Origin of the sequence: Microcoleus sp. LAD1_D5 (genome assembly GCF_036702115.1) — a bacterium.
Taxonomy (GTDB): Bacteria; Cyanobacteriota; Cyanobacteriia; order Cyanobacteriales; family Microcoleaceae; genus Microcoleus.
Map to the genome: position 1 here is coordinate 1 of NZ_JAUBSA010000078.1, position 26,661 is coordinate 26,661.

16 protein-coding genes are annotated in these 26,661 nt (G+C 44.0%); 9 read left to right on the plus strand and 7 right to left on the minus strand.

Translation table 11 applies throughout. The annotated features are described in order from the left end of the window. Positions 1-405 precede the first annotated feature (405 nt). The 5 genes from QUA70_RS23855 to QUA70_RS23875 all read left to right on the plus strand — a co-directional run bounded on the left by QUA70_RS23855 (position 406) and on the right by QUA70_RS23875 (position 3,551). Positions 406-675 carry a MafI family immunity protein gene (locus QUA70_RS23855; RefSeq protein ID WP_333327224.1) on the plus strand — a complete coding sequence of 90 codons (270 nt, stop codon included), beginning with the start codon at positions 406-408 and terminating at the stop codon, positions 673-675. Positions 676-748: 73 nt separating this feature from the next. Beyond that, on the plus strand, positions 749-1,183 hold the full coding sequence (locus QUA70_RS23860; RefSeq protein WP_333327222.1) for a CdiA C-terminal domain-containing protein: 435 nt from the start codon (positions 749-751) through the stop codon (positions 1,181-1,183). An 11-nt stretch (positions 1,184-1,194) separates the two neighbouring features. Next, positions 1,195-1,578: a hypothetical protein gene (locus tag QUA70_RS23865; RefSeq protein ID WP_333327220.1), complete on the plus strand. Its 384-nt coding sequence runs from the start codon at positions 1,195-1,197 to the stop codon at positions 1,576-1,578. A 55-nt stretch (positions 1,579-1,633) separates the two neighbouring features. Continuing rightward, positions 1,634-2,173, plus strand: a complete 540-nt coding sequence (locus QUA70_RS23870; RefSeq protein ID WP_333350398.1) for a Uma2 family endonuclease — start codon at positions 1,634-1,636, stop codon at positions 2,171-2,173. A gap of 196 nt (positions 2,174-2,369) precedes the next feature. Next, complete coding sequence (locus QUA70_RS23875; RefSeq protein WP_333350396.1) at positions 2,370-3,551, plus strand: GTPase; 1,182 nt, start codon at positions 2,370-2,372, stop codon at positions 3,549-3,551. A gap of 45 nt (positions 3,552-3,596) precedes the next feature. On the opposite strand, the gene QUA70_RS23880 is transcribed toward QUA70_RS23875, so the two are convergent. Continuing rightward, the gene (locus QUA70_RS23880; protein WP_333350394.1) at positions 3,597-5,012 is read right to left on the minus strand and encodes an FAD-dependent monooxygenase; all 1,416 of its coding nucleotides are present in this window, start codon (positions 5,010-5,012) and stop codon (positions 3,597-3,599) included. Positions 5,013-5,536: 524 nt separating this feature from the next. On the opposite strand from QUA70_RS23880, the gene QUA70_RS23885 reads away from it, so the two are divergent. From QUA70_RS23885 to QUA70_RS23900, 4 genes are read left to right on the plus strand one after another with little or no spacing between them, the layout of a single operon-like run. Further along, positions 5,537-5,854 carry a 2Fe-2S iron-sulfur cluster-binding protein gene (locus QUA70_RS23885; RefSeq protein ID WP_333327214.1) on the plus strand — a complete coding sequence of 106 codons (318 nt, stop codon included), beginning with the start codon at positions 5,537-5,539 and terminating at the stop codon, positions 5,852-5,854. A gap of 57 nt (positions 5,855-5,911) precedes the next feature. Continuing rightward, a complete protein-coding gene (locus QUA70_RS23890; protein ID WP_333327212.1) occupies positions 5,912-6,103 on the plus strand; it encodes a hypothetical protein in 192 nt (63 codons plus the stop codon). Then, entirely contained in the window at positions 6,100-7,182 is a 1,083-nt protein-coding gene (locus QUA70_RS23895; protein WP_333350392.1) for a DUF3326 domain-containing protein, read from the plus strand. Before QUA70_RS23890 ends, QUA70_RS23895 begins: the two co-directional genes overlap by 4 nt. A gap of 31 nt (positions 7,183-7,213) precedes the next feature. Then, positions 7,214-7,807, plus strand: coding sequence for a CPBP family intramembrane glutamic endopeptidase (locus QUA70_RS23900; RefSeq protein ID WP_333350390.1), 594 nt, complete (start codon positions 7,214-7,216; stop codon positions 7,805-7,807). Between the two features lie 345 nt (positions 7,808-8,152). On the opposite strand, the gene QUA70_RS23905 is transcribed toward QUA70_RS23900, so the two are convergent. From QUA70_RS23905 to QUA70_RS23930, 6 genes are all read right to left on the minus strand, one after another. Further along, a complete protein-coding gene (locus tag QUA70_RS23905; protein ID WP_333350388.1) occupies positions 8,153-9,187 on the minus strand; it encodes a methyltransferase in 1,035 nt (344 codons plus the stop codon). Between the two features lie 162 nt (positions 9,188-9,349). Further along, the gene (locus QUA70_RS23910) at positions 9,350-9,922 is read right to left on the minus strand and encodes an REP-associated tyrosine transposase (RefSeq protein WP_333327205.1); all 573 of its coding nucleotides are present in this window, start codon (positions 9,920-9,922) and stop codon (positions 9,350-9,352) included. A gap of 200 nt (positions 9,923-10,122) precedes the next feature. After that, positions 10,123-13,962: a beta-ketoacyl synthase N-terminal-like domain-containing protein gene (locus QUA70_RS23915; protein ID WP_333350386.1), complete on the minus strand. Its 3,840-nt coding sequence runs from the start codon at positions 13,960-13,962 to the stop codon at positions 10,123-10,125. Then, complete coding sequence (locus QUA70_RS23920) at positions 13,949-19,789, minus strand: amino acid adenylation domain-containing protein (RefSeq protein ID WP_333350384.1); 5,841 nt, start codon at positions 19,787-19,789, stop codon at positions 13,949-13,951. Before QUA70_RS23920 ends, QUA70_RS23915 begins: the two co-directional genes overlap by 14 nt. A gap of 333 nt (positions 19,790-20,122) precedes the next feature. Further along, positions 20,123-25,816 (minus strand): AAA family ATPase, encoded by a 5,694-nt coding sequence (locus tag QUA70_RS23925; RefSeq protein ID WP_333350382.1) that lies wholly within the window; start codon positions 25,814-25,816, stop codon positions 20,123-20,125. Positions 25,817-26,355: 539 nt separating this feature from the next. Continuing rightward, a complete protein-coding gene (locus QUA70_RS23930) occupies positions 26,356-26,568 on the minus strand; it encodes a hypothetical protein (protein WP_333327197.1) in 213 nt (70 codons plus the stop codon). Positions 26,569-26,661: the final 93 nt, after the last annotated feature.

Sequence of the window (26,661 nt, forward strand, 5' to 3'; positions counted from 1 at the left end):
AAGTTAATAGTTGGGATTCAATCCAGTCAAGCAAAACTTTCCATTATATCATAAAATTATTTTGCAAGAGGTCTATTTAATGTGCCATCATTGTGTTCTCAATACCCACTTAATTTTACAATGTTATGGGATAAAATCATCGTCTTTATCGGTCATAATAGTAATAGCAGACTTGTTACAAAAGGGTTCTTCGGTACAAAGTCATGCTAATTTATCTGAAAATTATGTTTAAACCCTTGCATAGAAAAGGGTTGGGTTATTCTCTAACCTAAATTTCTTGTCAGGAGTAGCTGCGATCTCATTGAAGTCCCATACAGTAGAATTTCAGCCAAACCAAGCTAACAATTTAGCATACCAACTACGGAAGCCCCAAAATCCCTAGAAATGTTGTCAGGAATAATATCAATGTTTGACTATAAAGTTGTAGAAAGTAAACTCCATCAAGTCATTAACATCATCAAACCACAACAGTCAGAGACTCAAAGAGAATTTATGGTTTCAGATATTCATGCGGGCGAGTGGAATTTAGCGTTAGAGACTTTGTGCGATATTCTCATTGAAGAAGAAATTACCGTAGATTTAAAGGCTTATGAACTATTGCAAGAAGTGGGAAATATCTTGAACATGGAAGGAGAAACTGGGGAAATGTTAAAAGTCCAGGTAACTCCTGCATAATTCGGTTCATTTCATCCCGTAAAGCTAATTTCACTCAAACCCAAGTTTATCAAGAGAGAAGGAACCAAAAATAGTGAATAACGGGACTAACCAAACCCCTGAGCAAAATTCGGCTAATTGTGGCAGTATTGATGAATCAGAAAGAGCTTTTGGTGAAACCGAAAGAGCGATTGCTGAATTTCTAGAAAGACAGGGAAAAAATGTTAAAGCCTTGGTAGAAAAAACCGATGGAGGTAGAAATCCCGATGCTGAGGTAGATGGAAAACGCACTGAATTCAAAAGTCTAGATGCCGGTGCTACAAGCGCGACAGTAAAAAATCAGATCAACAATTCGATTAGACGAGGCGGACAGGCTAGGGATATAATTATAGATGCTAGGGCATCTGGGTTGATAGAAGCTGAGGCTGAACGAGGTTTGCAGAGGGCCAAAAATATTACACGCGGGAAAATTGATAGCGTCAGAATTATTGGCGATAGCTATGACATCACTTTTACGGAGTTTCAATAAAGGAGGTTTTTATGTCTCGCACACTAGATATTTTTGTAGACTTTCCACAGGACATCGAACATTTAATCAAAGAATTAGAGTTTATATTGGCTCTTAAATTAGAGCTGGTTTCTGATGGCATTGACCACTGGTATGAGTTTCGTGACTCAACAATCACTCTTACAGTAGGAAAGCATGATTTTGAAAATGATAAAGAGCTCAACTTTGAAGAATACCCTTACAACCTATCAATCAGAGCGCTGAAGATCTCGAATGAACTTGATAGAAAAAAGTGGCGAAATGAGTTTGCTAGTTATGTTCTCCACAAGTTGAAAACTACCGAAAGGTATCGTTTAATGCTGGTGGATGACTTACAAGTGAAGTTAGAGGAGTTTGCGCCATTGGTGAAGGTTTGATCGAACATCATACAGGCAAGTTCTGAAACCGATTTGTAAAAACGAGGAAATGACTATGGTCACTGCTACTGCCGCACAGAAGCATTTTACTCTAGAAGAGTTCATGGCTCATCCCCCCGACCAGATGGAATGGGTGGACGGACAACTCGTGGAGAAAAATGGAGCCACGCTCAAGCATGGTAAAATTCAATCAAGCCTGGGTTGTGCTTGGGCAAATTACAAAAATTCTAGCGGACAAGGTGGAGAGGCTTATGTCGAGGTTCCTTGCCGCACCAACCGACAAATTCGCCGCCCCGATGTCGCTTATCTCACACCCGAATTAGTTGCACAATTTGGCAATCTTGCCACTTTACCCCAAAGTTTCCCCCTAATTGCCGAAATAGTTTCACCCACCGATATTGCTGAAGATGTCTTTCTCAAAGCACAGGAATATTTAGAATCTAGCTGTGAGGAAGTTTGGTTAGTTTTTCCCGAAAGTCGTTTAATATTCGTGATAACTCAAAATCAAATATTGACATTTCGAGCCGGCGATACCGCCAGCACCCAACAAATCCTGATCGGTTTTAGCATCGATGTCGATCGATTGCTAGCTTAAACTAAATTTTACAACCTTTCATGTAGCAGCACGCCACACAAAACTCTCCTCTACCCGTTGCACCAGTTCTTAAATCAAATTGCTACAATATTCTTAAGACTCCCCCAGTCCGCCTTCGCGGACTTCGTTTGTAGAGCATCGGAATTCTATTCGGTGGTATTTAATTAATATCCCACCCTTATTGGAGCAAACCGCCATGTCAGACGACTTTTCCTTAGACGAGCTTTTAAATAGAAGTTACTACGCCTTCAAAGACGCAGAAGACCAAGTGGGACAGTGCAATGTTTTAGTCATCGGCAAAACCGGTGTTGGCAAAAGTACCCTGATCAATTCCGTTTTTCGCCAACGCTTAGCAGAAACCGGAGTCGGCCGCCCCATCACTCAAGGCATTCGCCAATATACAAAACCGAATTGCCCAATTACAGTCTACGATACTCCCGGACTCGAACTCAACGCCGAACAAATTAAAGTTATTCAATTAAACGTTGCTAAACTGATTGAAGACCAAAGACTCCTGCACCCAAAAGAACACATTCACGTCATCTGGTACTGCATCAATCACAGCGCCAATAGAATAGAATCTGTCGAGGAAAGTTGGCTAAAAGAAATGGAAGTCAAAGATGTACCAGTTCTTTTAGTGCTGACTCAGACGACATCTAAAAAGCCGGGCGAGTTTTTCAAGCAACTGGAACACATGAATTTACCAGTCAGTCAAATCATCCCCGTCATGGCTGAGCCGGAAGAAATAGATGAGGATTATACAGTAAAATCTCACGGTTTAGATAAGTTGGTAGATGCAACTTTTCAACTGCTGCCGGAAGTAGCTAAAAAAGCTTTTGTTAAAGAACAAATTGCAAATATTGCGCTCAAATCTGATATGGCATTTAAGTATCTAAGTGCTTATGTTGCAGGTTCTGCGATTGTCGGTGCGACTCCTGTACCGTTTGCTGATGCGCCGATTTTGATGACGATGCAAACGGCAATGATTGCTAATATTACTGTGATTTTTGGAATGCCCTTTGACAAAGGGTTTATTTCGGCGATGCTGTCTGCTATTAGCGGCGCTGGCGGGGTTACTGCTGTCGGCAGAAGTATTGTTACTAATTTGATTAAAATGATTCCTGGTGCGGGTACTGTTGTCGGCGGTGCTATCTCCGGTGCAACGGCGGCAACTCTCACGCTTGCCCTCGGTTTGGCTTACATTGAAGTGCTTAAAGCTTATATGAAAGCTCAAATTAATGGGGAACAACTTTCTTTGCAGCAGTTAACCAAGATGTTTGTGGATTTTTATAAGGATTATGCTAGTTCGGGGCGTAAAACTTTGAAGGATGAAAAACAAAATCTACCTAAGCCTCCAAATCAAATTGATATTGAATAAATTGGTAAGTGGGAATAAGTGAGTGGTAGTTTGTAATAGTTGGTCTTATACGGTAGTCAATGACTTCTTGGCTTGATTTGATTTCGATTGACCTGCCAGTACCTGCTTTAATATCTGCAACATAATCCGGGGTTGAAACAGCGTCTCAGCAGATTTCAGCATATGGAACACTTCAAACAAACTGAGTGTAGTTTGAGTGTCGCGAACGGTTAAATGAATGACTTGGTTCATATACCATCCCATGAACTTGTCCAGGGCGCTGGAACCCTTAAGAGTGCCTCGAACACTGGGGTATTTAGCATCTTGAGTCGTAGAGGCAATCCAAGGCCCTGCATTGATCTGTGCCAGTCGTTTCTGAAATGTTTTTGCTAATCCAGTTAGGCTGGGTGAGGGTTGTCCGACAATGTTTTGCAAACAGGCATCTAAGGTCTTCACCCCCAATGCGGCTACGGTCATGCCTTGACCGTAAATTGGCGTGAACGAACAAACAGCATCTCCTAAAACCAAAAACCTTTCGGGTTGTCGCTTCAGAGTTTCGTAGTGGCATAACCGATTGCCTGGAGGATAGTAAATTTCGATCGGCGTACAAGGTTTGGCCTGCTTGAGAGCGTTGTAAATCATAGGGCTGGGTAACTGCTGGAGCGCATCCAAAAGGGCAGTTTCATCTTTTGGGAGGCGGTGGGGTGCAGTGGCACAGAATCCCAGAAGCCAACGGTTATTTTCAATCGGGTACAGGATAGCCATTGAAGTTCGTTCGGGTGGAGCCGCTTGCAGGTACACGCCTTTCCAATCGGATTCAAATCCCGCAGGAATCTCGTAGACGCGGCCGGCGTATCCCATGCCAGTTGTAATCAATGTTTCCTTTGGTGCTTCATAGCCCAATGCTTTCAGCCATTTGGGGGCTTGCGAATTAAACCCGCTTGCATCCACCACCAAATCAGCTACTAAGGTCTGCTCTTGAGTCTCTCCGGTTTGCTGGCGCTGCCGGACTTTCACTCCAGCAATGCTCGTTCCATCAGGAGTTGAAATGAGCCCAGTGACATAGCTTTCCTCCAGGAAATGAAGCTGGTTGGTTCCCGCTAACCGGCGGTAAATCAACCAATCCAAAATGCACCGACTGAAAGAGAGCACTGTAAATCCAGAGGGGAAACGAGCAGTCCAGCCAAAAGGATTGAGCCATTCCACATCGCCTGCCATATCCACAGTGACCGCTCCTTGAGCAATGAGTTCTGCTTCCAAGCCCGGAAACAACTCTTCGATAATTTGACGGCCTCGGGTCAGCAAAATGTGCAGTTGAGTGCCTTGAGGAATGCCCCTGCGGGGTTCTGCTTGAAGAGGAAAACAATCTCGTTCAATGAGTGTCACCTGCTCAAAATAATCAGTCAAAATCCGAGCACTAAGCAGTCCGGCAATACTCCCGCCAATCACCACCGCATGACGACCCAAAGTTAAATTTGTCATTATTTCATTTCTCCTATAAATACAATTAAACCGTCTTCTAGTCGCAGGTCTGAAAACTGACTGCAAATATCTAACTTGGGATTAAGTTACCGAGAGTAGTGGAAAAAGATCGTTAGAATCGAAGCGCGCTGCCTAAGCCGTGCTGGCATACCACGATCACTAACTCACTTTCCCAAGCGTTCGGTCTTTTTTCTGAGTGAGCTATGGGCATAAAGGAGCCGACATCTCAGGAGTCCTCCACTCGTACTTACTGATCTTATACCTTTTGTGGTAGAGCTAGTTAGTGCTTGAAAAAATACTGTCATCAATAGCCGGCCATATAAAACTTTAAAAAAATCTAATTTTTTCCCACTAAAGACTTGACACCGTGGCGATTATTTGCTGAGTAATTTAATAAAAAAGGTTAGTAATAAAAAAATTGTCGTAAATTTGCACAAAATCACCAACAGCGGTAAAATTCTAATTGCTTTGTTTGCAAATTTAGCGTAAATTCCAATTGGGGAATTAAAACCAATAATTGAAATATGTCTAAGACTTACAGTGTTGAATTGATCCACCAAGGCAGAACCTATACCGTAGAAGTGCCTGAAGATAAACAAATTCTGCGGGCGGCAAACGCTGCGGGCATTGAGTTGCCGAGCTCTTGCAATGCGGGGGTTTGTACTACTTGCGCTGCTAAAATTATTGAGGGTCAAGTTGATCAAGTTGATTGCATGGGCGTTAGTCCGGATCTTCAGGCAGAAGGTTATGTGTTGCTGTGTGTTGCTTATCCCCGATCGAACTTGAAGATAGAAACCGAAAAAGAAGACATTGTGTACGATCGCCAGTTCGGTAAATCCTAGGACTAAGCTAAAATTGACCTAAGTACCGATCTCCGTAAAACCACTATGGATCGCCCGATGACCACCCATTTCATTTCCGCAGAAGTTGACCTCCACGAGACCCCCGAGCAACTGCACTCGGCTATTGAAATTGAACTGCAAAAGTACGGCGAACCCCTGCGGTGGGCCGTCACAGACGTGGATGTCGATCGGCAAAAGGCTGTGGTAGAAGGCTACGTGCTCGTCGAAGCATCCCCCGCAACATCGTGAACCCCCGCCCTTTGACAGTGGTTTTGATAGTCCCCACAGGCGTTGGAGCCTCGATCGGGGGCTTTGCAGGAGATGCGCTGCCCGTGGCTAGGGCGATCGCCCAAATTTCAGACACCCTAATCACTCACCCCAACGTCCTCAACGGCGCTCAACTTTATTGGCCGATACCTAACGCTCTCTACGTTGAAGGTTATGCCCTTGACAAATTTGCTGCCGGATGCTGGGGACTGCAACCGGTACATCAAAATCGCATCGGCTTAATCCTAGATTCCGCGATCGAACCAGACTTGCAGTTGCGCCACTTGCAAGTGGCTGATGCAGCGAGAGCTACATTGGGCTTGAATATAACTGATTGTGTTTTAACCGATCGCCCTCTGCAAGTAGAATTGCGTATTTCTGAATCAGGGGCATCGTGGGGGACGATCGGCAATCCAGACAGTTTATTGCGCGCCGCCGAAAAATTGATCGAACAAGCAAGAGTAGAGGCGATCGCAGTTGTGGCCAGATTTCCCGACGATGAAGGCAGCCTCGCCCTCGAAAACTACCGCCGCGGCAAAGGAGTTGACCCCCTCGCCGGCGCGGAAGCTGTGATCAGCCACCTCGTCGTCAGGACGTTTAAAATCCCCTGCGCCCACGCCCCCGCGTTGTCTGCGCTTCCCCTCGATCCGCACCTGTCCCCGCGATCGGCTGCTGAGGAAATCGGCTATACTTTCCTACCTTGCGTGCTTGCCGGCCTCAGCAAAGCTCCCCAATTGGTAGCGCCAGAAAGCCAGCAGCACAATCAATTATCAATTACCGCCGATCGAGTCGATGCGGTGGTGATACCCGCCACAGCCTGCGGCGGCAGTGCTATTCTGAGTTTGAGTGCGCGATCGTCCGTACAAATCATCGCTGTCGGCGACAACAAAACCCAGATGCAGGCGACTCCAGAAAAACTCGGAATCAAAGCTTTGCAGGTAAACTCATATTTAGAGGCGATCGGAGTTTTGGTCGCTTTGCGGGCCGGCATCAGTCCAGCTTCCTTGGGTGCAGACATCTCCTCCCTGCGTTGTTTGTCTGACTCAACAAAACAAATCTAAAATCTCAAACCTCAAATCTAAAAGTGATTAAGTGGCAGAAAAAATTCCCGAAAATCCTGAAATTGAACCCTTGACGCGCACCCAAGTTTTAGTAGCAATGGGCGTGACAGCAATTATGTTGCTGGCGGTAGCTAAATTGTGGTTGCTATTTGGATCGGTATCGCTTTTGCCAGTCAAATTGATAGGAATCGACTTGCTCAAAGGATGTGCGATCGGACTGGCAATTACAGGCGGCAGTGCGATCGTTTATCATCTCTGGCCGGGTTATCGCCGGAGTGCAGACGTTTACTTGGAAGTAGTGCTCAAACCTTTGTTTTGGCCGGATTTGATTTGGCTGGGACTGCTGCCGGGACTTAGCGAAGAATTGCTGTTTCGAGGCGTGATGCTGTCTGCTTTAGGATTGAATGTTACCAGTTTAGTTTTATCGAGTTTTTGTTTCGGTATTCTGCACTTGGGAGGCATGGATCAGTGGCCTTATGCTGTTTGGGCAACGGCTGTTGGATTGCTGTTGGGTTACAGCGTTTTAGCTACTGGGAATTTGTTAGTGCCAATTACCGCTCATATCTGCACGAATTTGATTTCTAGCTGTGTTTGGAAGTGGGAACACAATCTGGTGAAGCGGTAGGATAGATGGATATCGACCATCAAGCGGGCGAGTGAAATCGCTAGCAAGGCGATCGCACTGTTAAAGTGCGATCGTTCTTTCCCTTGGCTGCAACATAATGGTCACGTATTTGCCTGACAAATAGCAGGTTTAGGCTTTGTTTGGACTTGAAATTTGTTCAAGTCCCGATAATAGCAATTATGAAAAATATTCCTATAGTCCTGAGGTTGGGTTGCACTTCGTTCCACCCAACCTACTTTTGTTATTGTTGCAGAACTTTTCAGAATTGCTATAAGAGGATGGAGATTAATTGAGCAATAGGAATCATACACCAGAATAATCCCGGTGTTTTTAGACCTGGTAATGTCAAGCAGGTTTCGCCTCGATCACACTTACTGGCCCTTTTGTTTCTATCATATTAGTCACTTTAAACCCTGCGGAAGAAAGTAAATGATAAAATTCATCCTTTGTTCGCATAAAAGTACCCCCCAGAATGAACAAAGTTAAGCTACCCATGCCAATAAATGGCGACATTTTGCCTTCAGGCAACATAAAATCAACAATCATCAGCCGATCTTTAGCTGTCATAGCTTGATAGCAATTTTTAAGAATTGTAATAGCCTGATCATCGTCCCAATTGAGGAGGACACGAGAGAGTAAGTAAAGATCGCCACTAGGGGGAACCGCCTCAAAAAAGCTGCCTCCAACTATTTGACACCTATCTGCAACTCCAGCTTCTTCCAAAACCGGATTCGCATCAACCACAACATCTTCGCGATCGAACAAAATAGCTTGTAGCTTAGGATTCGCATTCAGAATCACAGCCGTTAGAGTTCCAATTCCCCCTCCTACATCCACAAGTGTCTTAACGTCTGAAAAATCATAAGCTTCAAGCACCGGAAGCAGCCACTCCCTTGTTGTCTCCTTCATCCACTCATTAAAATTTACTGCCGCATCAGAATTCTGCTTTAAATAGCTATAAAGATTAGTCTTAAAAGTATGTTCAAATGGAGTTTCTCCAGTCTTTATACCGTAGAGTAAATTCCCCCATCCCTGATATAGTTCGTCACCCATTCCCAAAACCGTACCTCGTAAAGAATCAGAAGTACCAGTCAGGAGATGTTTTCCCAGAGAATTTAAGCAAAACTTGTCATTATCTTTCAGAGAAAACACACCAACGCTTACTAGCATACGCATCAGGTGATAAATACCATGAGAATTTACACCAGCAGCTTTTGCAATTTCATCAGCAGTCTTAGAACTGTCACTCAGAATATCTGCAAGTCCCAGTTTAGCCGCTACAAAAAGAGCCTGAGATATTTTAAAGCCATACATCATTTCTAGTAGCAATGACGATGAATTTTCGCTGTTTAGCTGAGTATTATCTGAATATAAAGCCATGAGTTGTCCTGTGACTGAAAGTTTATAATTATTACACTGCATAAGTTCTAGGTACGTAGTTGGGCTTTAGCCCTCTTAGGGTTCAACCACAACTACTTACCTTTTAAGAGGGCCCAAGCCCAACTACTTACCTCTTAATACGCCCCACCGTAACTACGTACCTTAATCATCCCATCCTTTTCCATAATCTCTTACCGGATATTCTACCCATGCACTTCTTAGCCACTCTCTTCCATGATACTCTAAATACGAATGTAAGCTACTCGCTGACCAATCATAAGGAGATTTTGCCCAGCCATGTTTGACAGGATTGTAATGGATATAATTAATAGTTGTATAATAATGTCTTTCCGAACGAATAGCCCGATCGCTAAACGAATGCCACACTTTACCTGTAAGATTCTCCTCAAGATTCCATTGTCGAGCTAACGGGCCGTGAATGGAACGAAAGAGTACACTTAATTGTGACATATTAATATGATGTACTAAGAGATGATAATGATTTGGTAAAACTACCCAAGCATTAATTTCTATACCATTTGAAAGAAAAGTATCAAAAATTATATCTAAAAGTTGCTGACGGCGTTCCTGAGTATTAATGCGAGATTTATGCTCAAAACAACTAACTGTAAGATGGTAAAATTCAGAATCTTGCACTGGATGAGGTGGAGAATGAGCAGGATATCCCTTAGCCAACCTTTGATTAACAAGTTGCACCCGTTCTTCTAGTGTCAATTTACGATATTCATACATAAAAAGTAAGTAGTGGGGCTTTAGCCCTCTTTTAATAGTAAGTAGTTGGGCTTTAGCCCTCTTGAAAAAGTAAGTAGTTGGGCTTTAGCCCTCTTGAAAAAGTAAGTAGTTGGGCTTTAGCCCTCTTGAAAAAGTACGTAATTGGGCTTCAGCCATAAGAGGGCTGAAGCCCAACTACGTACCTAATCAAGATATACTCTAAGTTGTTCAGCCATAACCTGAACATTAGGGGGATAATTCATAGTAATATGATTTCCCGGCACTTCTCGAACCTCTACCCCTACCGGAGCAACCTCAATCCAAGGTAATTCTGGATTTTTGGCATTAACTTCATTTTGTTCTGTAGCACGGAAAAATATAATTCTGCCTCCATAAGTTTGAGGGATGTAATTTAGCATCGCTTGGGCGTGTACTTTAAACAGATGAAGAAACTGGCGAATCTGAGGTAAACCAAAATCGGGAGGAACTACCCTATTAGCAATCTTTACTTGCTCCAAAAAGTAGAGAAGTTGCTCATCTGGCTCAAGTTTTTGAAGGACATCCATAGAAAGAGACAGATTGAACCCAACACCTAGCAAATATACCAAAATTGCTGTATCATCTTCCGTCGCTAAAACAGGCATTTGACCAGGGCCCGGAGTATCTATTAAAGTTAGCAATGCTATCTTTTCACCTTGGGCATTGAGTTGCTGTGCCATCTCAAAAGCAACAGTGCCTCCAAAAGAAGAACCACCCAAAAAATAAGGACCTTCAGGTTGTTTGAGCCGCACTGCTTCAATATAGCGAGTCGCCATTTCTTCAACAGTAAAAAACTCTGATTGCCCATCTGAGACGTGCGCTTGTATTCCAAAAACAGGTTGATCGGAACCTAGATAACGCGCTAAATCCCGATAAATATATACGTGACCGCCTACCGGATGAACTAAGAACAAAGGTTGCTTAAAACTACCACGCTGAATTTCTACTAACAAGGACTCCGAAGCTGTCTGGATTTGCTGATCAGGATTATCTGATAATTCGGAATTGTCTTTAATTAATGCAGCCAAAGCTGCAACAGTAGATGATTGTAAGAGGCTATGGGGAGACAATGATTTTTGCAGTGTTTCGTTTAATTTAGTTATTAGTTGAACGGCTAATAAGGAGTCTCCGCCTAAATCAAAAAAATCATCATGAATCCCTACTTGTTCGATACCGAGAAATTCTTGCCAAATACTAGCAATAGTTTGCTCAATTTCATCTCTAGGAGCAATATAGGTATTGTGTAAACTCGGTCGAGAGTGGTGTGGTGTTGAATCTACTGGTTGGGAATTTTCATCGGGTAAAGATGCAATTTTAATCGGTTGCTCGATTCCTGGTGCTTCAATCCAGTAACGTTGGCGCTCAAACGGATAGGTTGGCAATGGGAGACGATAACGCTGCTCATCAGCATAAAATTTAGGCCAATCTATTTGTACTCCTCCTAACCAGAGTTTACCCAATGTAGTAAGTAAGAAAGCTACATCTGAATTTTGGTCTTGTGGATGGCGCAATGAAGAAAGTACAATCTGCTCAGCCCCCTTATTAGGATGTTGTTTTGCTAGCATGTTCAACGTCCGTCCGGGTCCCACTTCTAGCAATATTTGATTTTGGTCTTTTAATAGCTGTTGTAACCCATCTGCAAAGCGTACTGTTTGGCGCAGATGTTGAGCATAATAACTCGGATTTGTCGCCTCCGTTGCTGTAATCCAATTACCAGTGACATTGGAGATGTAGGGAATTTTAGGCGAGTTTAGCTTAAGTTTTTTCACCTTTTCGGTGAATGGTTCTAAAATTGGCTCCATCATCTGTGAATGGAAGGCATGAGAAGTGTGCAATCGGCGACACTCTACACCTTTTGCGAGTAGTTCTTGTGCCAATTCATCTACGGCATCAGTAGCACCTGAAACCACGCTCATAGATGCTCCGTTAATCACAGCCAAATCGAGTTTACTGCCCAAAAAAGGTTGCACTTGCTGTTCTGGAAGTGGAACTGCAAGCATGGAACCACTCGGCAGTTGTTGCATTAATTTACCTCGTGCCGCTACCAATGATAAGCCATCCTCTAAGGAGAAAACACCAGCTAAACAAGCTGCTACATATTCACCAATGCTATGACCAATCATCGCTTTGGGATGCACTCCCCAAGACATCCATAATTTAGCTAAAGCGTACTCGATCGCAAACAGTGCTGGTTGTGTGATCGCCGTCTGTTTTAGTTGGTTTCTAGCTGCTTCTGCTTGTGCTTCACTTGGATAAACTACGTCGCGTAGATCAATTTCCAAGTGGGGTTTAAGAATTTCCGAACATAGATCGATGTGTTCGCGAAATATGGATTCAACTTGGTATAGTTCCAAGCTCATATTGATGTACTGCGAACCCTGTCCTGAAAACATAAATACGACAGGTCGAGTTTTAGACTCTTGGAAGCTAGTAAAAACTCGTTTTGCATCGAGTGTGTCGAGGGCAATAACACTTTCTTCTATGTCATTACAAACTACTATGCGTTTATGGCTGAAAGCTCTTCTACCAACTTGAAGCGTGTAAGCAACATCAGCAAGATCGTCATCGGGATGCTGCTTTAAATAGTTGCTCAAATTTACCGTTGCACAATCAAGTGCAGAGCTAGTTTTTGCTGATAAAACCAACAGTTGTGATGGTCTGGATTCTCCAGATTTTTCTACACTAGGTGCTTCTTCTAGCACAACATGAGCATTAGTTCCACCGATGCCAAAGGAACTAACTCCAGCACGACGGGGCGTTTTACCTGCTTTCCATTCGGAAAGTTTAGTATTAACGTAAAAGGGACTGTTGGCAAAATCAATCTTGGGATTGGCTTGTTCAAAATGCAAGCTAGGCGGTATTAACTTGTGTTTGAGAGCTTGGACAGTTTTGATTAAGCCAGTGACACCAGCAGCAGTATCCAAATGTCCGATATTAGATTTGGCAGAACCGATCGCACAAAAGCCTTTTTTCTTAGTTTCAAGTGAGAAAGCTTGTGTCAGCGCAGCGATTTCGATCGGATCGCCCAGAGGTGTTCCGGTTCCGTGAGCTTCTATATAGCTGACGGTTTCAGGGGGAATTTCTGCGATCGCCAGAGCATCTGCGATCGCCTGCGCCTGACCATCTATACTGGGAGCTGTGTAGCCAATTTTGAAAGCACCATCATTATTTAGCGCCGAACCTTTAATCACCGCATGAATATAATCTCCGTCTGCGATCGCCTCCTCTAATCTTTTCAAAACCACAATTCCTACACCGCTACCGCTAACAGTTCCCTGTGCCTTAGCATCAAATGCTCTACAGTGTCCGTCTGGTGAAAGAATCATCCCCTCTTTATAAAAATATCCTGCCTTTTGAGTAACCCCTATAGAAACGCCACCAGCCAAAGCCATATCGCATTGGTAATTCAGCAAACTTTGGCAAGCCATGCTAATCGCAACCAATGAAGTAGAACAGGCTGTTTGAACAGTAATACTCGGCCCCTTCAAGTTTAATTTGTAAGAAACGCGAGTTGACAGGAAATCTTTCTCATTGGCGATCGTAAGTTGGAAATCTCCAACGGATTCTCTAAGCTGATGATTAGGATAAAGGTTATTCAAAAAATAAGTATTGAAACTCCCAGCGCCTGCGTAAACCCCAATAGAACCTTCGTAAGTTTCCGAATTGTAGCCAGCATTTTCTAGAGCCTGCCAAGCCGACTCCAAGAAAAAGCGGTGTTGTGGATCTGTGATTTCCGCTTCTCTAGGATTAAACCCAAAGAATGAAGCATCAAACAACTCAATATCTTCTAGTACCCCTCTTGCTTTTACATAGCGGGGGTCACGCACCACTGATTGGTCAATACCTAAAGATTCTAGTTCTTGTTCCGAGAAGAAAGAAATAGATTCCACACCATCGCGTAGGTTTTCCCAAAACTCATCAACATTTTTAGCACCAGGAAAACGACCTGCCATGCCGATGATAGCGATACCTTCTATAGAGTCGGGAGTTTCAGAGTTGTCCATTTTTATTCTTTCCTTGCAAGCGTTGTTTTTGCTTTTGGCGATTGATTGCCTCTTTTTGTTTTTTGACGCGATCTTGACTTGACGCAGCCGAGGATTTTTCCTCCGGCTCCTCATTTAAATATTTCGCCAAAGAGCTGATGGTTGGATATTTAAACATTTCAATGATTGAAACCTCTTTGTCCACCACTTCTCTCAGTTGACTATGAGCCTGAGCCATCAGTAATGAATGACCACCTAGATCGAAGAAATTATCATCTACACCTACTTTTTCTAAGTGTAATACCTGTTGCCAAACTGTAGCAATAGCTTGTTCTATTTCACTTTGGGGGGCGACATAAGTTGTTTCCAACTGTGGGTTAATAGCATCGGGAGCTGGTAGTGATTTGCGGTCTACTTTACCGTTTGGTGTGAGCGGCAAATGATTCAAAAATACAAAGCTGGAAGGAATCATATAGTCAGGCAGTTTCTGCTTTAGAAAGTTGCGTAAGCTCCCGACTGTTGTGCGTTGCAAAACTTTCAAGAAGCCCTGAGTTTCCATAAGATACTCTATGCTTTGTTGAACTAGAGCCTGCTCAGTTCGGGTGAGGGCAAACACAATCCCACATTGCTCCCCTTGTCGCCAGACGATCCTGCCTTCCAACCATTGCTCCTCACTCAAACCAGGTAGACGCAGGTAGAGGCGGACAGGTTGACCAGGTTGATAAGCCTCTGGTACGCCTACTATGCAGACACCACCGATGGAAATGTCTTCTGTACGAAGTTCCAGCGCTGGATTTCCGCGAAATTCGGTCAGACACACGCTCTGATAAGGCACTCGTTCTGGTGTGAGGTTAGAAGTAATATAAGCGACTAGACGTTGGTTGCCGGAGGCATCCTCGCGGTTGATAACAAGAGACTCCTGCACATCCGAGTGTTTGCTCAATACGGCCTCGATCTCGCCGAGTTCGATGCGGAAGCCGCGAATTTTTACTTGATGGTCGATGCGGCCGAGAAATTCGATATTGCCGTCGGGTAGGTAGCGGGCTAAGTCACCAGTTTTATACAAGCGCTTGCTCTGTTCGTTGCTAAAGGGGTTGGGAATAAAGCGATCGGCAGTTAGTTCGGGCCTGTTGAGATAGCCCCGTGCTAAACCAGCACCGCCAATATACAACTCTCCGGGAACACCGATCGGGACAAGCTGTTTTTGGGCATCTAGAATATAGACCTGTGTATTGGCAATGGGGCGACCGATGGATGGTGACTCGTTACCCCCTTTCTTCACTAAAGTATATGTGGAATAGGTGGTGTCTTCGGAAGGGCCATAAAGGTTGAAGACCTTTTGCACTGTGTGGTGTTCATACACCTGCTGTACGAGTTTATTGGGAAGGGGTTCACCCGCCAGGTTGACGGTGCGGACAGAAGAAGGTATGCCGTCCATTCTCAATAACTCAGCGATCGCAGAGGGAACTGTATTGATCAGAGTGACATCTAGAGCGGCGGACAATGTGGGCAAATGCAATGCGTTCTCTGCCAAAATGACTTTGCCACCCCAGCTTAGGGGAACAAACAGCTCGAAGACTGACAGATCAAAGCAAATAGAGGTTGAAGCCAAAACTCCAGCAAAATCCTCTGGATTAAAAGTCTGTCTTGCCCAATACAACAGAGCAACTGCATTGCGATGCTCGATCGCCACTCCCTTGGGCTTACCAGTAGAGCCAGAGGTGTAGATGACATAAGCGAGGTTATCGAGCTTCACCTCACTGATTAGATTTTCCTCGCTCTGTCGCTCAATGATTTCCCAGTCTGTATCTACGCCAACGATACGCCCTTGATGTTTGGGAAGAGATTTCACCAACCGCGCCTGAGTCAGCAGCACTGGTACTTCGGCATCTTCTAGCATGAAGACCAAACGCTCTGGGGGATACGCTGGGTCTAACGGCACATAAGCCCCACCAGCTTTGAGAATGCCCAGTAGTCCCACTACCATTTCCAAGGAACGCTCTACACAGATACCCACCAATACCTCTGGCCCCACACCTAAATTCCGAAGGTGATGTGCTAATTGATTCGCTCGTTGATTCAGCTCTTGATAGGTAAGTTGCTCATCTTCAAAGACTAATGCGATCGCGTCGGGCGTGAGCTCTACCTGCTTTTGAAACAACTCGTGTATGCACGCATCTTTAGGGTAATCTGTTTCGGTATCATTCCATGCCACTAATTGCTGCCGTTCAAACTCAGTCAAGAGGGGCAACTCTGCAATTTTCTGGTCTGGGTTAGCGACAATGCCTTCTAGTAAAGCCTGAAAATTCCCCAACATCCTGGTGATGGTTGCCGCATCAAATAAGTCAGTGTTGTACTCAAGGCGACCAATGATGCCCGATGGTCTCTGATCAAGCTCAAGGTACAGATCAAACTTTGCCGCGCCGGTATCGACATCTAGCTGGCTAATCGTCCACCCATCCATTTCCGCAAGCGGGGGTTCGAGGACAAATGCGACTTGAAATAGAGGGTTATGGCTCAGCTTCCGCTCTGGCTGTATTTCTTCCACTAGCTTCTGGAAGGGCAATTCTTGGTGAGCATAAGCCCCTAATGTCACCTCCCGTACCCTCACCAGCAGTTCTTTAAAACTGGGGTTGTCATAAAGATCAGTACGCAGAACTAAAGTGTTGAGGAAGTAACCAATCATTCCCTCTAGTTCTTGTCGGTTGCGGATGTTCGCGACAGTACCCACAGGAATGTCGGTCTGCCCCGTATAGCGGTAGAGCAAGGTCTGGAACGCTGCCATCAACGTCATAAAGAGAGTGACACCCTCCCTACGACTCAGATCCTTAAGCATCTCGGTTAGCCTCAGAGGTAGGGCTAAACATTGCCTCGCACCCCGAAAAGTCTGCACTGGCGATCGCATTCGGTCAGTCGGCAGTGGCAGTGTTGGGAGATTCGCTAGTTGCTGCTTCCAATATCGGAGTAAGTTTTCGAGCACTTCTCCCTGTAGCCATTGCCGCTGCCAATAAGCAAAGTCCGCAAACTGAATCGCCAGTTCTGGGAGGGAGGATGGCAAGCCCAAAGAAACCGCGCTGTAGAGTGTCGCCAGTTCCTTCAACAACACGCTGTATAGAGAAACAGCATCGATCGCGATGTGGTGTATGGTCAGGAACAACCTGTAATCCGCCTCGCCCAACTGCATGAGAGTAGCCCGCACCAGCGGCCCTTGAGCGAGGTCAAAAGGCTGCTTCGCTTCCAAAGTTGCCAGCCGCAAAGCTTCAGACTCTCGTTCTGTCTCTGGAAATTCCCCAAGATTCACCACTGGCAACGTAAAATTCAAGGTATCTTGAATCACCATCACTGGTTGCCCATCCACGAGAGCAAAGGTAGTTCGCAAAATTTCGTGACGCTTGATGATTTCGCTGATGCTGCGCTCTAGTGCGGGGATGTTGACCGAACCAGGTAGACGAATGGTAATCGGTTCGTTATAGAAGGGCGTATCGGGAGCCAGTTGACATAAAAACCACAGTTGTTGCTGGCTGAATGACAGAGGCAAGTCCTGATTCCGGGAAATTGGTTGAATCGGCGGAGCCTGGGGTATCGGAGCTTTTTGACTGGCAATTTCCAGATTGTGAGCAAGGTCGGCGACTGTGGCAGACTCAAACAAGGTACGCAACGGTAATTCCACCTGGAAAGTGTCTCGCATTCGAGTGGCAATCTGCGTGACTAGCAGAGAGTGACCGCCCAATTGCAAAAAGTTGTCGCGGATACCAACCCGCTCTAGTCCTAGGACTTCAGCCCAGATTCCTGCCACTACCTCTTCGACAGGAGTTTGAGGTGCTACATAATCTTGTCCTACTTCGGGAATTTTAACGGCAGGCGCTAGTAACTTCTGGCGGTCTATTTTGCCGTTGGGCGTTAGTGGCAAGGATTTCAGGAATATAAAGCTGGATGGCACCATATAGTCGGGCAACTTATCTTTCAGGAAGTTACGCAACTTGCCTGCAGCGGTGCGTTGCAAAAATTTTAAGAACCCTTGAGTTTCTAAGAGATGGTCTATGCTCTGCTGAATCACAGCTTCTTCAGTGGGTGTGAGAGATAACTCAATTCCCGTCTGATTTCCCTGACACCAAGCGACAGTTCCCTCAAAACATCGCTCTTCGGCATCTCCCGGAAGCATTAGACGCAGGCGAACGCGCTGGCTTGTTGAGCAATTATCTGGAACTCCAACTACGCCGATACCACCGATAGATATGTCTTCTGTTTGTAGTTTAACTGAGCGATCGCCGTCAAATTCCGCTAAACACTCGCTTTTGAAGGGTGTGCGTTCTGCGGTGACTTTGGAAACAACATAAGCTATCAAACGCTTCTGTGCGGGTACATCCTCTTGTGCTGCTACTACTGCTACCTGCACGTCGGGGTGTTGTCCCAGCACTGCTTCGATCTCGCCGAGTTCGATGCGGAAGCCGCGAATTTTCACTTGGTGGTCAATGCGGCCTTGAAATTCGATGTTGCCATCGGGCAGATAGCGACCTAAATCGCCTGTACAGTAAAGGCGATCGCCTGTATGAGGATGAGTGATAAAGCGCTTATTTGTCTTTTCCTCATCTCGCCAATAACATCTAGCTAAACCGATTCCTCCAATATAAAGCTCCCCGACTACTCCCTCTTGACACGGCTCCATCGCTTCGTTGAGCACGTAGAATTGCTGGTTGGTCATGGACTTCCCGTAAGGGATGCTTTTCCATGCTGGGTCAATGGTTTCTATGGGATATAAAATCGACCAGATAGAAGCCTCGGTTGCACCTCCTAAGCCGATAATAGCCGGGGTTGAGGGTTGGTCGGGCTGAGATATTTCACTCCTGCACGAGGCAGGCGGGAAGCCCACCCTACCAGAGGCTGATTTTTCTTGTGGGATGGGCATCTTGCCCGTCCTCTTCAATTGAGTTGCAATATCTAAGTCTAAACTTTCGGACACCGAGCTAGAAATTAAAGCTTTGATTTGACCTGGCAAGGTCAGCGGTATCCAATCACCGCTGAGAAGGACTAATCGCACAGATGAGGGTAAATCTTTGCTATGACTAGCGGCATAATCCACAAGCATCTGCATCAAGGCGGGTGCGGAGTTCCAGATGGTGACTTGTGCTTGCGCGATCAGATCGACCCAGTGAGCGGGATCTGGCGATGCTGACGGTTGGGGGATAACAACCGTTCCTCCCGCAGCCAGCAAGCCGAAAATGTCATATACAGATAGGTCGAAACTGAGGGAGGATAGAGCTAAGACGCGATCGCCTGCTCCGACTTCAAAGCGGTAGTTAATATCGAGGAGTGTGTTAACTGCACCGCGATGCTTGATCGCTACTCCCTTGGGTTGACCAGTAGAGCCGGAGGTGTAAATCACATAAGCTAAATTATCCGGTGTCACCCCGCTGTCTGGGTTTTCTTCGCTGAAGCGATCTAATGTTTGTGAATTCCCATCCAAGCAGATGACACGCGCTTGGTGTTCGGGTAGAGACTCGGCTAAATGTTGTTGTGTAAGCAAAACCGGCGTTTGGGAATGTTCCAACATGAACGCCAGCCTGTTTTGCGGATAGTGCGGATCTAGCGGTACATAAGCTCCGCCAGCTTTGAGAATGCCTAATAGACCTACAACCATCTCTAGCGATCGCTCCACACAGGCTGCGACCAATACCTCTGGCCCTACACCCAGATTCTTCAGATGATGCGCTAACTGGTTAGCTTGGGAGTTTAACTCTTGATAAGTTAGCTGCTGGCCTTCAAAAATTACTGCAATAGCGTCAGGCGATCGCTCTACTTGGAACTCAAATAACTGGTGAATGCAAGTATCTTGGAAATTACCTAGCATTTTCTTCTTCCTTAGATAGGGAAATCCTGAGTTTTTTTGAGTTTTTTGCTCCGTTCCCATCCGAGTTGGGGAGTTAATAGCAGACCATAACCAACAGGCTTAAATTATTTAAATAAATTGGTAGTCAGATGGGGGTGATAGCGCCTAGCACCACCCAATAAAGCTAAGCTCGGTAAACTTTTGCTGCGATCGCCTAATCACTTTATGATATATGTTAATCGCGGTATCTGTGCGATCGCGGTCACTATTTCATCTACATTTAGGTACGTAGTTGGGCTTTAGCCCCCAAAGAGCGCCCAAGCGCCACTACGTACCTTTGAATCAACCCTTAAGTCAGGTACGTAGTTGCGCTTTACCCCCCCCCAAGCGCTCAGTTCCCTGCTTGAGTGGAATCTCAATCACGAACTCTGCTCCCTGTCCAGGCGCGGAAATACAAGCCAGTCTACCATGATGTTTTTCTACTACAATTTGGTAGCTAATAGCCAACCCCAAACCAGTGCCTGATCCGACAGGTTTCGTAGTAAAGAAAGGGTCAAAAACCTTCTGCCTTACTTCCTCTGTCATCCCCGCTCCATTGTCGGCAATCCGAATCTCTACTTGGTTACTATTTATAACACTGGTACGAATACGAACTTGGGATTTTTTCTTAGCCCTTGATGCTATAGGAGAAGTCGCTAATGATTCCTCTATAGCATCAATCGCATTGCTGAGTATATTTATAAATACTTGGTTCAGGAAGCCGGCGTAGCATTCTATTTCAGGGAGCTGACCATACTCTTTAATAATTTCAATTCCAGGATGGTCTGGCTTAGCTTTTAGCTGATTTTGCAACAGTAGCAGAGTGCTCTCGATCCCTTCATGAATATTTACTGGTTTCATTTCCGCCTCATCCAAACGCGAGAAATTCCGCAGCGACAAGACAATCTGGCGGATGCGTTCTGCCCCTAGCTGCATCGAATCAAGCAGTCTAGGAAAATCGGAAGTTAAGAATTCCAGATCGATATTTTCGGCAAAATTCTGAATTTCAGGAGTTGCATTAGGCAATTGCTCCTGATAGAGATTCAGCAACCCCAGCAAGTCATGAAAATAGTCGTTAGCGGGGGTAAGATTGCCGTATATAAAGTTAATTGGGTTGTTAATTTCGTGAGCAATACCAGCAACCATTTGCCCCAGACTTGACATTTTTTCAGTTTGAATTAGCTGAGTTTGTGTGGCTTGCAATTCTTTTAGGGTGAGTTCAAGTTGAATTGCTTGTTCTCTCAGCAGGCTATTTTTTTGGTTTAGCTCCAGAGTCCTATGTTCTACTTTTTGTTCAAGCGTTTGGTTGTAATCCTCTAATTGTTCATTAGCTGTTTTCAAGTTTTGAGTAGCGCTTTCCAATCTCCCATAGAGCATTGCATTTTTAAGGGATATAGCTATCTGTGAAGACAGTATTTTTAATACCTCCACCCTTTCCATGGTAAAAGCACCACTTGTTATATTATTCTCCAAATAAACAATGCCAATCAGCTTGCCTTGATTAATAATAGGCATAGATAATATGGACTTCGGTTTGGTTTTTAGGATGTAAGGATCGTTTATGAATCTTTGTGACACTCCTGCATCATTTAATACCACATTTTCTTTAGCTGTACGCACATAATTAATTAGGGAAAGGGGCAGGTTCTCACTATTTTCAACTGGTGATTCTGAACACAATACAACCGCATCTCTCTCCACAACACCTGTAGCTTTTATCACTAACTTTCCATCTTTATCTAAAATCAGGCAGCCAGTTGTAGCTCCAGCATTTTCCATCACAATTTTAAGTAACTTATCTAGCAACTTATCGAGAACTATTTCCTCAGCCAAAGCCAGAGATGCTTTGTTCACACTGGACAAATCCAAAACCGCCGAACTTCCTCCCGTGGTCGATGTTGTTGTTGTCCTATTAATCTCTATGCCTATAGATTCTCGCATCAGCATCTCGGAAAATACCAAATGATATCTAGACTCTAAATCTTTAACTTTACTTTTTGCTCCCCAACGAATATATCCGTAGTAAGCTTGTGTCAGATAGATTCGAGCAAACTTGTCTCTGCCTAGGGAGAAATAAAACTCGGCTGCTAGTTCCGATGCTAGTGCTTCTTCCTGAATGTATCCTTGTTCTTGAGCTCCCTTTATAGCTCGGTCATAATATTCCATTGCTTCTACAATTTGTCCTTGAATCCGTGCTTTCTCAGCCTCCACAAGCTCATATTTATGCTGGAAATTAGACGGGGCATCAAATGACCATTTCTGCATTTTTTGTTGATTTTCATCGACAATCGCCAAGTATTCTTGTTGCTCCGAGCTTGAATCTTTGGGATACTGAGCAAGGAGAGCCAGCGAATAATAGAAGTTGTGAGGAGCAGAAACTACCATACCGAGCGCACTGACTGCGTGTTCTGCGGCTAAACTGGCGTTGGCAACGGCATTCTTAGAATCTTTAAACAGATAAAAGAGAATGGTCTTGGCGAGATAAGCAATAAATAGCAGAATTCTATTGTTAGTTTCAATAAAAATCGGTATCATTTGTGTTTCATTAAAACTTTGCCCCACTAACTGACATTTAATCTCAGCTTCATTTTGAAGATTTAGTGTCAATTGATGAAATATCTGGATGTAATATATAGAATAGTCTTGTTTTAGCTTGAGCGCTAAATCAAGATATTGCTCTTGTTCCTCTTCTACAATGTCTAATCGTTGCCCGGTCAAAAATAGGCTGGCACAATAAACAGTAACACAATAACCAGCATATTCTATATCTCCCGTTTCCAGCCCACTTTGCAACCCTGATATTAAAAATGGCAAGGCTTCTTTAGCTGGCTTTTTCCAATGTACGACAAAACCGTTAAATAATTGGTAGACTTTACATTTAAGCGAATTGGCGTTAAATTTATCCAACAGCTTTAACGCTAGCTGACCTGCATGATATCCAGCATCTATTTCCCCGATGGCTGAACACAGTATTATGCTATAAAAAACATACGCAAAAGCGGCAAGAGGGGAATGACCGTGTTCCACGCAGATTTTAACTAGAGTCACTGCAAGCGGGAGCAAAATTTCGGGTTTGGCAGCGTAAGCAGGAGAAACAAGGGACATCAGTATCCTTAAAGCCGCTATCTTGTAAGGGTCTGTCATTTCTGGGATCTTGTCTAAGTCCGCGAGCTTTGGCAATCCAACCACAAAGCCGCCGTCACCTTCGTCATTTGATAAGGAAACACCCAGCATATCCAGCACTTGCAGCCCAGTATTAATGGCTTTTAACATCTGATTTTGAGCCATATAAAACTGGATTTGTAGCTCGTATACTTTCACTCTTTCGAGCAGCGTGTTAGCTTGTTGCAGAACGACTTCCGCAAGAGTGGCTGACCTTTCATAGTTGGTATTGAGATATTCCGTTTCCACTGCTTCTACATATAGTGCGAGGGTAAGGTCATAGTTACTGTGCCAACTGTTTTCTGCTAAGAGTTCTAACCCTACTTTTAGTAGCGTGACAGCAGCTTCATAAGCTGTGGCTGCTTTAGCTTTTCGACCAGCTATTAAATTTAATCTAGCCAGCTTGTATTTTTCTTCTTGCTCGGTAATGAATTCTACTCCCACATTGAGCTGGTTAACAATATCAAAAATATTTTCTTCTAAGTCGTATTGATTTGTATTCTGCCACAGTAGTTGACCAATTTTTAGGTGGGTAGCTTTTTGCTCGTCAGAAGGAATCAGAGAATAAGCCGCTTGCTGCACGCGATCGTGCAAAAATTTGTATGATACTTTGTAAGTATTAATTTCTGATTGGGTTCCTTGATCGCTCCCCATTACCAATGACTCATTACCATTGAAGAGTAAAGGAAGTTTAGAGGCACTTTCGCCGATGGGCAAAATTAGACCTGCCTGAAGCGCCTCCCATAAAGCAGATGCTGTTTCTGATATAGATTTTTCACTTACTATTGCCAAAACCTCTAAATTAAAGCGGTTGCCAATACAAGCTGCTAACTTTAAAACTTTTTGGGTATCTGGAGGCAGTTTTTGAATATTTCTGGCTATGAGTTCGACGACATTATAATCTGCAATTCCAATAGTTTGAATTTTTCCCAGGTCCCACGCCCAACTACCAATGCTGAAGTCAAATCTCAACAGTTTGTCTGTGTAAAGAGATGTGAGCATTTGAGTTAGAAAAAAGGGATTTCCTTGAGTTTTATTGAAAACTAACTCAGCTAATAACTTACACTTTTCTCTTTCAGTGTTCTTGTTTTTAGCAACCCAACTTTCCCCCTCAATTTGTCCGTGTTGCTCAGAAAAACAAGCAAGAGAGGGAACTGCTGATGAGCAGTTGTCACCCAAAGTGTCAGCGACTAATTGATTGACTGTACTAAGTGTCAACGGTTGGAGGACGATATTATTTATTATTGAGCCACAGGAATAAATACTATCTAAAGTCTGCATTAAAGGATGAGTTGGACTGACTTCGTTATCTCGATAGGCTCCAATTACCAATAAATATTGGCTATCTGAGTCAGTTAGCAGCACATGAATCAATTTTAATGAAGCAGAATCTACCCACTGCAAATCATCTAAAAATAAAACGAGCGGATGTGCTTTTTGGGTAAAAATATGAATGAATTGTTTAAAGGCAAGATTGAAACGGTTTTGTGATTCGCTTGCCCCTAATTGAGAAACTTCAGGTTGGTTGCCAACGATCAATGCCAACTCGGGAATAACGTCAATGATCACTCTAGTATTTGGACCTAACTCATTTAAAATCTTCAGTCTCCAAAAGTTGATTTTTTCAGGACTTTCTGTTAAGAGTTGGCGAATTAGTTCTTCAAAAGCTTGAATTAAAGCTGCATAGGGAATGTTACGCTTAAATTGGTCAAACTTGCCTGCGATAAAATAACCCCTGGCTCCGACAATGGGTTTGTGGATTTCATAAACTAAGCAAGATTTACCTATTCCTGAGTAACCGGAAACTACCATCATCTCGGCTGTTCCAGCACTAACTCTGTCAAAAGCCTCCATTAGATGGGCTACTTGCGTTTCTCGTCCGTACAGTTTTTGTGGGATGAGAAATCGACCGGACTTATCACGCTCACCCGGAATAAAGTTACAATTTTTGCCAGTTTGTTGTAAGTGATTGAGACATTGTTCTAGATCGGCTTTCAGACCATAAGCACTTTGATATCTATCTTCAGCAGTTTTGGCTAATAATTTCATCACAATGTCAGAAATTGCTTTGATAATCTCGTCATTTTGAATTTGAGATTGGCGAGTGTCACTCGTAATTTCTACTCTGCTGTTTTCCTCTTTTGCCGAGATCATGTGCCAGAGCGGGACAGGCTGTTTAGCGATGTGGCAGTGAACTAATTCCATCGGATCTGTAGCCTTAAATGGCACTTCACCGCACAGCATTTCATAGAATGTGATACCTAAAGAGTAGAAGTCGGTGCGGTAGTCAAGTGAGCGATTCATCCGCCCTGTTTGCTCTGGTGATATATAAGCGATTGTGCCTTCTAGTAAAGTGGGATGGCTGAGTGTTTGGGTTTCTCTCGACAATCGCGTGGCAATGCTAAAGTCAGTAATTTTTACGTCGAGGCTAGCAGGAGTGATGATGATATTTGTTGGCTTAATATCTTTATGAATAATTTGGTTGTCATGCAATTTCCCCAGAGTATCTGCTAACTGAATAGCAATTCCCAAAAACTCTTTGAGTTCAAGTGGGCGACTATTCAAAAACTTTTTGAGGGCTTCTCCTCGTGAATCTTCCAATATCAGTGCTAGACCATTACGATCATTTTCCAATCCATAGGTCTTGACAATCCCTTCTAAATTGAGATGTCGGGAGATTTCATATTCATGTCTCAATTGCATAATCTCTTCGACCGTAGGATACTCACCTCTAAGGAGCTTGATAATTACAGGACTCCGATCTTCCTTCCTCTCGGCGCGATAAACTACTGTATTTAAACCCTCATTAAGTTTTTCGAGGAGCTTGTAATTTGCTGTGATATTCATAAATATTGAACCTATCTTAACACTATAGTATTTGATGCTGTACGACAGTAAATATTGAGGGCATTTTCGCTAACACTTTCATTCTTGTTTTAACATTCAAGCATGAAAAAAATGTTTTTTCGTTAATTACCTTAAAAAATGTCTTTACTTTGGCAAAATAGATGACCCTTTATCTCTAAATAGGATACCACATGCCGCCCCTAAGTAGATAGGCGCAAAAAAATATAAATGGGCTGTAGGGGCAGGTTTAGCCCGTAATCATTGCTAGGAGAGATTTTGGCTTTTTAAAACAGATCCGGCCCACCTTTGTTTACAGTGGTTTTCAAGTGTATGAGGTAGAGTAACAACAATGAGTAAACCAATTTTTAAGAGCTTTGAGAGTGAGCGAGTCGAATCCGTACAAATGCTGACGCTTAGGTGTCACTACTTACGTGCTCCAACCGAACGTAGATATTTTGTAGCTTAGACTCTTCTGCTTTCAAGCGGATTTAAATATGGAGAGTAAAAAGACAGGTAAATAACTTGCTTCTCATAGGGCTTCAATCAATCAGGCTTCGGGATACCTCAGCATATTTCTCATTAACGTAAGTTTGGAGGCATTGCTGAGAAATCTCGATCGCACGAGCAATCCCGGCAAGTGAAATACCTTCTAACAACAATGGCTCAATTAGTTCTTTTGTCTGCTGGGCAATCATTTTATGAATGCGGAGGTTCAACGAATTGCTGCTGATCGCACTTAACGCACTTAACACACTTAAACCGTTGTTTATTAGACCTCTTGCAAAATAATTTTATGATATAATGGAAAGTTTTGCTTGACTGGATTGAATCCCAACTATTAACTT